Raw genomic sequence first — 12515 nt, 5'->3', positions numbered from 1 at the left:
AGCTGGTTGATATGACACCGTCTCTAGCCAATTTCTTGCTTAGCCTGCTTGCAGGGGCTGTTGTTGTTTTGATCCCCGCAACTGTTGGTTTGATTTTTATTAGCCAAAAGGACAAAGTTAAAAGAAGCAGCCGCATCTAAGCCGTTAGGCGATGCAGCTTTAAACTCAGGAGCCTCGGCCTTGGTCGGGGTTCCTGTTTTGAATGGCCCAGGGGCCCTTCCGAATTTGGTTAGAATGGGCCTTACGTAGGAGGCGGGAAATGGTTAACGTTCAGTTCAACTACCAGTTCATTTTGGGACTGGCTGTACTGCTGGCTAGCATTGGCTTTTATTTCGTGCGGACTTTTAAGCCAGACGTCTCGCGCGATTACGACATTGTGTTTTCGGCGGCTAGTGGCCTCTCAGGTCTAATTCTGATGTGGCAAGGTTGGCGATTGGATCCAATCCTCTGGTTCGGTCAAGTTTTGATGGCTGGCACAGCCGGCTTTTTTATTTTTGAGACTCTACGGCTACGTCAGATTGCAACCGTTCAGGCGCGACGCAGTGAACCGATCATTGAGGATGATCCGCCAATCCGCCGCAGTTACAAGGTGGATTTAGACGATACCCGTCGCTTTGATGAACCGACCCGCCGTCGTTCTCCTCGTCCGATCCGCAGTGCGGACGAAGATGATGTTGACCGCTACAGCCGTCCTGCTCAGTTAGCCGGTGACACGCCTCCCCGTCGCCGTCGTCCTCGTCCGGTAGAAGGGGAAGTAACCGATGCACCACCCCGCCGCCGTCCTCGCCCCGTTGATGGGGAGGTGTCTGATGTGCCGACCTCTCGTCGCCCCGCTGGTAGTGGCAGAAGGCCACCGACTGGCGATGGTGGCTCCCCCGGCCCCACTCGACCCCGCCGTCCGCGTCCTGTCGAGCCAGAACTAACTGATATTGATGTCGAGATTAACGAGCCTCCTACGCCACCTATCTCAGAAGACCGAGATGACAGACGAGATGAGTGGGACCAACGAGATGACCTACCGCCTCAACGTCCTCGCAATAGTCGCCCTCGTCCCAATCGCGAAGTAGAACCAACCCGTCCGATCGATATTGACGTGGATGAAGACTTTGGCGGTGAACAAGACTTTGAGGAAGATAGGCCGCGCCGCCCCCACTACGATGAGGACGACGAATAGACCTTACTGGCAACTGGGTTACTCAGCCGTCGTAGCTCTCCTCCTGCTAACTAGCTGCGGCGGCAACCCAGTAACTGGCCCACGCTCTTCTCTTAACAGTCGCTATGCCGACACACAGCCAACTCTCAGTGCAGACGGCCGTTTCCTGGCTCTGATTTCAGAACGAAACCAGCGTCAGGAAATTTTGCTGTATGACCTGCAAGCTCAGCAGTTCGTCAATTTGCCCCATCTGCGCGAACTGAGCTTGATGCCCGAGAGTCCAAGTCTGAGTGCAAGTGCCCGCTATTTGGTGTACACCAGCATTATTCGAGGTCGGCCCGAGGTTTATCTCTACGATCGGCAAATCCAGAGAGCTGTTAGCCTGACCGCAACTTATGACGGCTGGGTTCGCCATCCCTCAATCAGCCCTGAAGGTCGTTACATTACCTTTGAAACTAGCCGTCGTGGTCAGTGGGATATTGAGGTGATCGACCGGGGCCCTGATATTGAACTGGATACCCCTGCTCGCTCCCCCAGCTAACGCCGTGATCCGCGCTTCTCAATTTTGGTTACTGTTGCCACTCCTACTAGCAGGTTGCTCGGGTTACCCCCGCTTTTTGGGTCCTAACGTTGACCCTTCAGGCAGTGGTCTCAACAGCACCTATGCTGACGAAAATCCTCAGATAGGTCCTGAAGGGCGTTTTGTTCTATTCACATCCGATCGCAAGGGCAGCCGTGATGTGTTTCTCTACGACAACCAGAATCAACGCTTGTTGGAAATGCCAGGATTGAATGGTTTAGATAGCCTAACCTCGCATCCAGTCGCCTCTGCTGATGCTAAGTGGTTAGTTTTTGCTGCCAACCGGCAGGGACGGGCTGGCATTTATCTCTACAATCGTGAGACTCAGCAACTCCAGAATTTGACTCAAGGCCTTAACAGCGATGTGCGCAACCCGACGATCAGTGCTGATGGCAGTACCATCGCCTTTGAGTCTAGTGTTGGTGGGCAGTGGGATATTCTGGTCTACAACCGCGCCACAGGGCAACCTCTTGAGAACCTGCCATTGGCTCCCCGCTAAATTGCTGTTGTTAGCCTCACTGCTGAGTAGCTGTGAGCCCTTTCGCGTGTTCACGCCGCCGCCTGAAATCGGGGGTGCTGGCATTAATAGCCAAGCTCCAGATGAGTCCCCGTCTTACAGTGCCAATGGCCAATATTTAGCTTTTGCCTCTGACCGTAATGCCAGCCGCGATGTGTTTCTCTACGACGTAAGCAATCGCCGGATGCTGCCTCTGGCTGACCTCAATCGTTTGGATTCCTCGCAGGACCAACCAAGCATTAGTGCTACTGCTCGCTATATTGCTTACGTCACTGATGAGCGAGGCCGTTCTGATATTTGGGTCTACGACCGACAGCAGCGCACACTGGACAACTTAACTCTTTACTTAACTGGTTCAGTTCGCCATCCCACTATCAGTGCTGATGGGCGCTATGTCGCTTTCGAATCCAACCGATTGGGGCAATGGCACATCGAACTCGTGGACCGGGGCCCTGATATTGAACTGGATCAGCTACCAGCTCCAAGCACTTCACCATAACGCTATTTAAATTTGCCTTAAGGGAACTGCGTTACGGAGACGTGACAACGTATCAAGCTACTCCATTAAGACACCGTGAGGATGCTGAGTTGGTAGGCCTTGGCCTAACGACCGGTGCTATGAATAGATGACTGTACGAATGTAGCTGCACCTTTGATTACAATCGTCTTTACTGTGGGTCTGGCATGAGATTTAGCCGTCAACTGCTCGCCGAAATTGTTCGTCAAGGTTTTGATTCTGTTGATCGTGGTATTTTCCTTGTCTTTCATCGCGAAAGTGAACTCACTTACATTGCGATATCACCCGATCGGATTTTGTATCCCTACGAGTGGAACCACGATACAGCCTTGGTGGTGAAATACCAGGCAGACGTCATCCGGGCTTTAGCAGAACGCAATTACCCAGTCCCTCGTTCTTTTCTGCTGTCGCGCTTGCGCGTGCTCTGTCAGATTTTCGAAACTCATATGTGGGCGATGCACAGTGATGGTATGCTGCCCCACATTGTATTTTTTCAGGATTTGCCTGATGAGTGGGTCACCTACTTTCCAGGGCCTGACTACTGGCACCCTGCTCAGTCCCGCATTGGCATCCGCACTAGTTCCATCAATCAGCCGCCCCATCACGGTGAAACTTTGTGTGCATTGGATCGCGCTCACCGGGCTCTACATGATGGTGAACGCACTCTGGCCTTTAGCCAATGGCTCAACCAACGCCTGCTAGAAGTTGTGCAGGCCTTGGGTTATTTCCACCGCGCTCCAGGCAAACGCTACAACGGCCTATTTGTGCAGACCCATCCTTGGGCTAATGGTTGGGACAACTCGCCACCGGTTCTGCGTCTACTGGAAGAGCGAATCACCCCCGATCTTTGGGATGAGACAGCAGAGGAGCAGCGTAAAGATGTAACAGTTCTGCGCACTGAAGAGGGCGGCTATAACGTCTTGGCTGGACGAGCTAATCCTCGTGTCCGGCCTGAGCCGCCTTTCTACAACCAGGCCATGGGCATCGTACGCCAAATGCAACGGGTGGATACGCTCTACAACCGAGCCCGTTTAGGGGAAGTGAGCCGTGAAGAGGTGATGAGCCAGCTTAAGGCTTGGCCAACCTTCAGCCTCAACAGCGAGAGTATCACTGATAATGTTTGGTCCTACTTGTCGCAACGGGACCATGAGGGCTATCTCCCCGAGACATCTTGGCAGTTACTTCAGGCCAACCTGCGAGAGTTCGGTTATCCCATTTGGGTTGTGGATCCTCAGGCGACGGGGATTCTGCAGCGTAGCCAACGGCAGGCTTTAGAAATTGCCAAGGCGCTTCACAACCTGGAGATGGTTGATCGGCTCAACCAGTACGTCACTGAAACCCAGAAAAATGCAATGCATATCTGGACCCGCGGCGATGGTCATCAGCCTTGGCTTGCATTCGACTGGCATCAGCAGAATTTCTTAGAAGGCTTAACGCCTCAGGTACTTGGCCCCCTGTACGGACAATTCATTACTGGCTTAGAGGCAGTTGATCGCCTGATCGACATCCTAGACGGACCTCTGTTCCAGCATGGAGAGCAAATTTGCTTTGAATCGCTAATTTTGAGTGCCGATCCAGCTGATCCCCTCTACGACCCTTTACGCTACTGGCGGGGCCCTAAAGGTTGGGTGTTTCAGCAGCAGCAGCTCTACCAGATCGTGCGAGACTTTATTGCTCAGCCTCCACGCGGGTTAGAAGCTTGGAAACTGCAACGGCTGAAAGAAGCCTTTGAGAGCATGCGGGTTGACTTGCTGCGAGTAGCTCAGTGCTACGGTGCTCCAGAAAATATCTTCTCGCTGCCCGGCCTAGAGATTCCCAACACGTTCTACAGTGCTCGTGAATATATTCCTGAAGATGCGCCTGGCCTCACTCGCCAAGGAGGCTGCCCAGCAATGGATATAGACCGCCGTCCGTCTTTCCTACCCCAAGCTGTTTTCAATCAGTTAGTAGCCGTGGAGTGTTACTAGCTGTTTAGTTGCATAGGGGGTTGCTTGGACGGCGTGTTTGCGTAAGCTCTGCCTCTGTGGAGAACTAGGGCGCTTTGGTCACCCTTTCTGGGAGAGGCACTCCCAGGGGTAAACCTGATACCGCTTCTATGCCGTTGACCACTGGGTTCTGCAGGCTGCTTACCAGTTCCAAACGGGGGACATGCAGCAAATAAATTAGCCGGTCGCTCGGTTCCCAAGCTAAGTCTGCAGGCACGATTTGTAGGTTTCCAGACCGTAGCAGGAGTAGGGGCAAAAGTTCACCTGCTGCTGTCATAGCTTGTAAATCTGCCTGCTGGTTTTCAAATTCAGCTTCACGCAGAATGGTCTCCCCCAAGCGAGCTTCGCCTGTGCTGAGGTATTGGTTCCAGGCTTTGACATGTACCTGAGGCAAAAAGGCCTGAGCAATCTCAGAAGTGGTTGAAGCACCTTTCGAGATTGTCTCCTCACGGGGGTAAGCAGCCAGTACCCGAGGCGGTCGGAACTCTTCTGCGGCTCGCTCAGCAACCATCAGATTGACTTCCGCGTTGCTTGTGATCGCTACAAAGGTTCCCACTGAAGCTAAGCCTGCCTTCTCCAGAGCTGCAACATCTAAACCACTGCTGAGAATCACGCGCAGGTTCTCAGCTTGAGCCTGACGGCAGTACTCGGGATTGGTGTCTAGTAGCACGACTGACTCGCCTCGGTCCTGAAATAGATGGGCTACCAGCCGCCCCAAGGCATGACTGCCAACAATGACTGCTCCCCGCGCTTCACTGACATCAAGACGTAGCCACCTCGCCACCCACTTCGCTGTCAAGCCTTGGAGAACTACGGTCATGGCAATGGTGAGAAAGACCAGAGCTTTGATAGCATCTCCACCATTGATGCCACGCTCAGTTAACAAAATCGAGAACACTGAGGAGACAGAAGCTGACACAATCCCTCGCGGTGCCACCCAAGCCATAAAAGCCTTCTGCCGCCAGTTCAAGCCACTGTCCCAAGTACAAATCCAAATGTTTAGGGGTCGGACTAGCAGCATTAAGCTCAACACCGTCAGAACCCCACCCCAGCCCAAAGCGAAAACGCTATCAATTGATAGATCAGCAGCTAGCAGGATAAATAGAATCGAAATTGCCAGAGTCGTTAACTGACCCTTGAAGCGCCGCAGTAGGCGCTCCTCCGGTACTGCTGCTGCCTGTACGGCCATACCCGCAGCCACCGCTGTCATCAGACCAGACTCGCTCTGTAGCGTCTGGGCCAGCCCAAACAATCCCCACAATCCAGCTAGAACTACCAAGTTCTTCAGTTCGTCGGAGAGAAATTTGGCGTACTTGAGAATTTGCGCTAGCAGCCACCCTCCGATCGCACCAATTCCCGCACCAATCCCTAGACGCAGCCCCAGTCCGGTAATGATAGACCGTGGCTCAGCATCGCCATTGAGGACAATGTCTAAGACGACAACCGCTAGGATTGCACCGACCGGATCAATCAGGACGCCCTCACCTTCCAGCAGCGTTTTTACCCGTCGGCCTACCCCAATCTGCTTAAGGATTGGATTGATGACGGTTGGTCCTGTGACAACTACCAAAGATGCATAGAGAAACGCCACAGGCCAGGGAAATTCACCGAGCCAATGGGCAGCCGCACCCCCACCGAGCAAGGTGATTAAGGTGCCAATCGTGACCAAATTTTGCAGGCTACCTGACACCCAGCCCAGCTCGCGTAGTTGCAGGTTAAGCCCACCCTCAAACAGAATCAGAGCTACGGATAGAGAGACTACGACCTCTAAACCCAGACCCAGCAACTGTGGATGCACCACATCGAAGCCGTCGGGACCCAGCAGAACTCCGAACAGCAACAAAAAGACAATGCTAGGCACCCGACAAAAATCTGCCAGAACCTGCGCACTGATGCCAGCCACAACTGTGATGACAATCAGTAGGGTGAGCACAAAGGAGCCATCCATAGGCAAGAGCACAGGGCTGGTTCGTTAGTGAGTCTAGCTCATGGTCGCATTAGGCTTTGCGTTGGTGTAAGAAGGCGCTGATGTTGGGCGGGCCATGACAACCACTCCAACCGTTGGTATGCCTCGTTGCGCAAAGGCCTCGACCGCAGCCCATACTGTTGCACCAGTGGTGTAGATGTCGTCCAGTAGCAGTACGGCTGTTCCAGGGCTAACGTTGCCGACTGCAAAGGCACGGGATAGGTTAGCCGCCCGTTCAGCCGCAGAAAGACGAAATTGGGCCTCTGTATTCCGGACCCGTTGCAGCGCTTGAGGGTGCAAACGTAAACCTGTCCAGCGGCAGAAGCCTTGAGCCAGTCGCTCAGCTTGGTTAAAACCGCGTAGTTTGAGCTTCTCTTGGCTTAGAGGAATGGGAACAACAATCGGTGCGCGTGACCGCAACGGCTGTTCTAATAGCAACTGACTGTGCCAGCTTTGACCTAACCAGAAGCCCAAGGCTAGGGCTAGATGGGGCTTCTGTTGGTACTTCAAAGTAGTGAGGCTACGTTTAAGGGCTCCACCATAATGTCCCCAGGCGAAAACCGACAATGAGTCGAGTACCATGCCTTCTGCTAGACCTGCTGGAGGTGGCTCTACAACCTGCATCTGGTCCACGGTTGAGAAGCGACAATGCTGTAGGGCAGTCAGACAGTTACTACACCAGCCTGTTGCTGTTGCTGGGCGTTGACAGAGCGAGCACTCAGGTTGCAGAACTGTTCCCAGGCAACCCTGCCAGAGTTGGTGTAAGTATTTTTTCATACTGGCAAGGTTCCCCATGCCGCTTGAATTGACGCAGGATTAGGAATCATCGTGCCGGAAGACTAGGCTGGCGAGACGCCTAAAATCAGAAAGTCCCTAGCCGTCCCAGCCGTGGGTTATTTGTCCTGGCTCAACCAACTTCAGCCTGACGACTTGCCAGAAGTTGGTAGCAAGGCGTTTAATCTGAGTCAGCTTCAACAAGCGGGATATCCAGTTCCTAACGGTTTCATCATTGGGGCTTCAGCTTATCGGGAAGCAATTCAGACTATTGGCTGGCCAGAGCCCTTACAAGCAAGTCAAGCAATTGAATTAGGGCGTCCTCTACAGGAGGCTGCCCACCAAATACGCCGCTCCATCCAAATAAACTTAAGCCTTCCACAGCCGCTAATTACTACCCTCCAAGAGAGCATTGCCCAACTCCAAACTTCAGATCTAATCCTGCGTCCAGGTCTAGGCAACAATGTCTGCTTGCCCTTAGGTTTATTGCCTGCTCAATATGCTTTAGTTCCATTCAGGGCGACGATAGAACAATCCCAAGACAGCCAATTCGAGACCAAATTACGGCAACTCTGGGCTTCGTTGTTCAGTGCTCGCAGTTTGTTCTACTGGCAACAACGCGGAATCAAAGTTGCTGACCTGGCGATGACGGTGTTAGTGCAGCCTGTCCTTCCAGCTTTAGCAACCGGTTGGTGTCACTGGAAAGTTAAATCCGAAGCTGAAACTTCTCAACTCTTGAAGGTATGGGCAATCCGTGGCCAAGGTATTGCGGCTAGCCGAGGTGAGGCAATCCCGGTCTACCACCAGTTTGATCCTAGACGTAGAACTGTAGATTGGCGGCCAGGGTTACAGTTCCGCTACTACGAATTCTCTCCAGAGCAACGACCTGGTGTAGCGGCCATACGACCTGTAGAGGCAATCTTGAAACCCCTGACTCTAGAGGTTCTTGAAGACCTACAGTTCTGGAGCCAAAAAGTGTCCGCCCAGCTCAAGCTTGCTTTAGACAACACCTTGCACTTGGAATGGGTATTAACTCTAGACAACACTATCGTTCTGCTTCAGGCCAATGGCGAGATGTTCGAAAATGACGAGAACGAGCAGATCAAGCTCCAGGTTGGCTTTCCTTTATCCTCTAACATTCTCGGTTCTAGCTTGACTGGTGTGGGTGTAGTTAAGGGCCAAGTGCAGGGACAAGCCAGAGTTCTAAAACAGGAACTCCTACAACCGCAACCGGGTGAAATTCTGGTAACTACTGCTGTTACTCCAGACTGGTTGCCAGTGATTAGCCAGTGTGCGGGTCTAGTGGTTGAGGACGCAGGTCTTGCTAGTCACGCTGCAATCCTGGCTCGGGAGCTGGGCATTCCAACCGTCGTCGGTGTTCACTCAGCCACAGACCTAATTCAGGATGGAGAATTACTCATGCTGGATGGTAATGCTGGCACAGTAAGCCGCTTAAACAATGCTGGTTTGGCTCATAACCTTCATAGCAGCAGTCATAACGGACAGGGGATCTTGCCCCCCGATACAACAACAGCTGTGACAACGGCTCTAACAACGGTTACGGCAATGCCGGTAACAGGTACTCGCTTGCTGCTTAGCTTAAGTCAAAGCCATTTAGCCGCTCAGATGGCCGCTTTACCCTCGGAGGGGGTGGGCCTGCTGCGCTCAGAATTGCTGATATTGCAGGCATTAGAGCATAAGCATCCGTACGCATGGTTGCAATCAGCCCGGCAGCCAGAACTAGTAGCGCGGCTAGTGGCTGGCATACAACCTTTTCTGGCAGCTTTTGCACCCCGGCCCGTGTTCTACCGTTCACTCGATCTGCGCTCCTGCGAATTGCGACAGTTGGTAGGAGGTGCTGACTACGAAATGCTAGAACTCAACCCAGCATTAGGCTGGCGAGGAGTCGTCCGATACCAGGACGACCCAGCTCTATTCAAGCTGGAATTGCAAGCCCTGCGACAGCTGCAACAGTCAGGCTACCACCACCTACGGCTGCTCTTACCGTTTGTGCGCACCGTCAAAGAATTTAAGTTTGCCCGGGATTTGGTGCGAGAGCTGGGACTGTTCGAAACCCCAGGGTTCGAGCTGTGGATCATGGCTGAGGTTCCTGCTGTGATCTTTGCCTTGCCAGACTTTGTACAAGCTGGCGTTCAAGGAATCACCGTTGGCACAAATGATCTGACCCAATTGCTATTGGGCATTGATCGAGATCAGCCCCGTCTAGCTCAACGCTTCGATAGTACTAATCCAGCGGTAGTGGCTGCGGTGCAACAACTGATAAAACAAGCCCGGCAATTGAAGCTCCCCTGTCATATTTGTGGGGATCCGTTTCTCCACTCACCTGAATTGTTGGATGATTTGGTCCGCTGGGGTATCACTGCAATTTGCGTGGAGCCTGCGAATTTAGAGCAGGGACGCTGGTCTCTAGCTCAAGCAGAACAACGGCTCCTGATAGAGGCGGCCCGGCGGCAATAACACTGGTATCGACAATGGCATCGACAATGGCATCAGAAATTCTGCTGAGGTGAAAGAAACCCCTGGCTCAACCGCATTAATCCTTTGGTTCGCGCTCCAGTTTAGCTCCTCAGTTTTTGCCAATCAGTTTTCGCAAAATCTGGTCAACTCGGGTCCGAATAGGGATTCCTATATTTGAACAACCACCTCTGTGAGTCTAAGCAGGAGTGCTGAGGTGCCCAAGTTAACGGTGCCGCACAATGGATCTCGAAGGCATGCTAGCCGAGTTTTATCAGTCCCAGGAACTGCAGGGACCTACCCAGTCCCGCGTCTATCATGTTTCCCAGATGTATCCAGCCCACAGTCCCAGTGATCTCACCCGGACCATTTGCTGCATTGCTGACCAAATCGTGGAGAGCTATCCAGGTTCGGAACTGATCGCTGAAGAGAAGACGCAACAGGCTACTCTCAAAGCGGCCTTAGCTCAAGCCCTACTTGATTTGGCTCGCGCCGATAAAATGCCAGACCAATTGGCAGCTGCAGATGCTTTGTTAGCGGTCCTGCCTCAACCTGTCACATCAGTTCCTAACGAGCAGGCGCGAAAAATTGCCGCTCGCGAGACACTGTTGGGCCATCTGATTGCCCAGATTCGTCGCAGTCTGGACCTAGGCACTATCTGGGAGCAGAGTGCTCGTGCAATTGCTGAGGCTTTCAATGCAGATTTTTGTGGCATTTTACTCCGCCAGGAAGACGGTAGTCTGCGGATGGTGCATCGCTACGCTGCTGAGGGAGTGTGCAGTCCTACTGAGTTAGATATCAGTGTGCATCCCTTTCATCAACTCTTTCCAGAGGTTGCTCAACAAGCTGCGCCTACCCACGTTTTGCGTAGCTGTGATCTCACCCGTACCAGTAGCCCTGCCCTAACTCGCCAAGTCCTCCTAGATATGGGAATTCGGGCTGAGATGACCGCTCCGATCCAGGTTGAGGGCAAAACTTGGGGGCGATTAATCGTAGGGCAGCTTGCTGTCCGTTTGTGGAGCGATGACGAAGCAGAATTAATTCAAGCCGTTGCTGATCATCTAGCCATGGCTATTGCTCAAGCTGAGCTTTATCAGCAGCTCAGGGTACGCAATGCAGATCTAGATCAGCGAGTGCATGAACGCACCCACGCTCTAGAGCAAGCTCTGCGTTACGAGCAATTGCAAGCGCGGCTGGGCAACGCGATTCGCAGCAGCTTGGATGAAGCCAAAATTTTGCAGATTGCAGTTCAAGAACTGGGTGCAACTCTAGGTGCTGATGCCTGTCATGCTGGATTGCTGACCTCCGCTCAGGCAAGGGGCTCAGAGAACCACAATACAGAGAACCGCAGTAAGTTGGACCAAATTACAGTCCAATATGAATATCTAAACCCGACTTTACGCAAGAAAGCCGACCGGAAGCGAGTTTCTTATTTAGGCCAAGTGCTTAAGCCGGGAGACTGGCCCCAAAATGCTTGGAAACATATTGTGCAGGGGCTACCGTATGTGAGTGTTGGTACCGCTTGGGGAGCGTTGTCACCGTCTGTCGCAAACAAGGGCCGAATCGTTAAGGCAATTCATAATTCCACAGCCACAATCGTTTACCCCATTCAAGATGATCAGGGGCTAATAGGGATTCTGAGCGTACTTGAGGAGAGTCGAGAACGACCCTTCCAGGAATCGGAAGTGCAACTGGTTGGCCGTATCGCTGCCCAATGTGCGATTGCTATTCGTCAAGCCCGTTTGTATCAGCAGTCCTGTGCTCAGGTAGAGGCTCTCACCCATCTGAACTATCTCAAAGATGACTTCTTAGGAAATGTCAGTCACGAACTCAGGACCCCGCTGTCAAGTATGCGTTTGGCAATTCAGATGCTGAGCCATCAAGTATCGCCTGATCGCTTCAATACCTACCTGAAGATTCTGGAGACTGAGTGTCAACGGGAGATTGAACTTGTTGAAGATTTACTAGATCTGCAACGTTTGGAAACAGGGAGACAGGCACTCTGCCCCTATGCCCTAGATCTCAACGAGCAACTACCTCGCTGGCTATCGCTATTTCATGCAAGCAGTGAACGTCGCCACCAAACTTTCACACTGAACTTGCAGCCTAACCCCTTACCTTTGCTAACTACTGAGGTTAGTAGCCTAAAGCGCATTGTGGTGGAGCTGTTAGACAATGCTTGCAAGTACACACCCGATGGTAATCACATCTGGCTAGATGTGCAGGGCAACCAGCAGGAGTTTGTTCTCAAAATCGGCAATCTTGGCGTACAAATTCCCTCGGAAGAATTACCTCACATCTTTGAAAAATTTCGCCGTGCTGCAGGTCAAAACCGTTGGGCGACTTCTGGTACTGGGTTAGGGCTAGCCTTGGTACAGCAGTTGGTAAAACGAATTCAAGGCTCGATCGAAGTCAGTAGCGATGAGAATCAAACTCTGTTTACCCTCCGTCTACCTCAGTTGAAATCTGATCCGGCCAAGTTCGACCCTGAAATGCTCTAAAGAGCGGCCCTCAAATTGGGCCTGCCCCTGTAGGCCTTGAGGTCTGA

Annotated in this window: 10 protein-coding genes; 8 read left to right on the top strand and 2 right to left on the bottom strand. The window is 52.5% G+C overall.

Annotation, left to right across the window (positions count from 1 at the left end; genetic code table 11):
- Positions 1–11 precede the first annotated feature (11 nt).
- From psbX to H6F94_RS21810, 6 genes are all read left to right on the top strand, one after another.
- Positions 12–140, top strand: a complete 129-nt coding sequence (psbX, locus tag H6F94_RS21835; protein ID WP_190804348.1) for a photosystem II reaction center X protein — start codon at positions 12–14, stop codon at positions 138–140.
- 119 nt (positions 141–259) lie between these two features.
- Positions 260–1174, top strand: coding sequence for a Ycf66 family protein (locus H6F94_RS21830; protein ID WP_190804347.1), 915 nt, complete (start codon positions 260–262; stop codon positions 1172–1174).
- Entirely contained in the window at positions 1158–1694 is a 537-nt protein-coding gene (locus H6F94_RS21825) for a TolB family protein (protein WP_190804346.1), read from the top strand. Before H6F94_RS21830 ends, H6F94_RS21825 begins: the two co-directional genes overlap by 17 nt.
- A 4-nt stretch (positions 1695–1698) precedes the next feature.
- Positions 1699–2232, top strand: coding sequence for a TolB family protein (locus H6F94_RS21820; RefSeq protein ID WP_313949349.1), 534 nt, complete (start codon positions 1699–1701; stop codon positions 2230–2232).
- A gap of 46 nt (positions 2233–2278) precedes the next feature.
- Entirely contained in the window at positions 2279–2749 is a 471-nt protein-coding gene (locus H6F94_RS21815; RefSeq protein ID WP_242041324.1) for a TolB family protein, read from the top strand.
- 185 nt (positions 2750–2934) lie between these two features.
- Positions 2935–4734: an MGH1-like glycoside hydrolase domain-containing protein gene (locus tag H6F94_RS21810; RefSeq protein ID WP_190804344.1), complete on the top strand. Its 1800-nt coding sequence runs from the start codon at positions 2935–2937 to the stop codon at positions 4732–4734.
- A gap of 64 nt (positions 4735–4798) precedes the next feature.
- Here H6F94_RS21810 and H6F94_RS21805 read toward each other — a convergent pair whose 3' ends face one another.
- On the bottom strand, positions 4799–6700 hold the full coding sequence (locus H6F94_RS21805) for a cation:proton antiporter (RefSeq protein ID WP_190804343.1): 1902 nt from the start codon (positions 6698–6700) through the stop codon (positions 4799–4801).
- A gap of 33 nt (positions 6701–6733) precedes the next feature.
- Entirely contained in the window at positions 6734–7495 is a 762-nt protein-coding gene (locus H6F94_RS21800) for a ComF family protein (RefSeq protein ID WP_190804342.1), read from the bottom strand.
- Between the two features lie 111 nt (positions 7496–7606).
- On the opposite strand from H6F94_RS21800, the gene H6F94_RS21795 reads away from it, so the two are divergent.
- Positions 7607–9970: a putative PEP-binding protein gene (locus tag H6F94_RS21795; protein WP_190804341.1), complete on the top strand. Its 2364-nt coding sequence runs from the start codon at positions 7607–7609 to the stop codon at positions 9968–9970.
- Between the two features lie 239 nt (positions 9971–10209).
- A complete protein-coding gene (locus H6F94_RS21790) occupies positions 10210–12468 on the top strand; it encodes a GAF domain-containing sensor histidine kinase (RefSeq protein WP_190804340.1) in 2259 nt (752 codons plus the stop codon).
- Positions 12469–12515 lie beyond the last annotated feature (47 nt).

Origin of the sequence: Leptolyngbya sp. FACHB-261 (assembly GCF_014696065.1) — a bacterium.
Classification (GTDB): Bacteria; Cyanobacteriota; Cyanobacteriia; order FACHB-261; family FACHB-261; genus FACHB-261.
This window is presented reverse-complemented; position numbering and strand designations above follow the sequence as displayed.

Bases quoted from the DNA above. Each gene is read 5' to 3' on its own strand.
- psbX (WP_190804348.1), top strand. From the start codon at position 12: ATGACACCGTCTCTAGCCAATTTCTTGCTTAGCCTGCTTGCAGGGGCT.
- H6F94_RS21830 (WP_190804347.1), top strand. From the start codon at position 260: ATGGTTAACGTTCAGTTCAACTACCAGTTCATTTTGGGACTGGCTGTA.
- H6F94_RS21825 (WP_190804346.1), top strand. From the start codon at position 1,158: ATGAGGACGACGAATAGACCTTACTGGCAACTGGGTTACTCAGCCGTC.
- H6F94_RS21810 (WP_190804344.1), top strand. From the start codon at position 2,935: ATGAGATTTAGCCGTCAACTGCTCGCCGAAATTGTTCGTCAAGGTTTT.
- H6F94_RS21805 (WP_190804343.1), bottom strand. From the start codon at position 6,700: ATGGATGGCTCCTTTGTGCTCACCCTACTGATTGTCATCACAGTTGTG.
- H6F94_RS21800 (WP_190804342.1), bottom strand. From the start codon at position 7,495: ATGAAAAAATACTTACACCAACTCTGGCAGGGTTGCCTGGGAACAGTT.
- H6F94_RS21790 (WP_190804340.1), top strand. From the start codon at position 10,210: ATGGATCTCGAAGGCATGCTAGCCGAGTTTTATCAGTCCCAGGAACTG.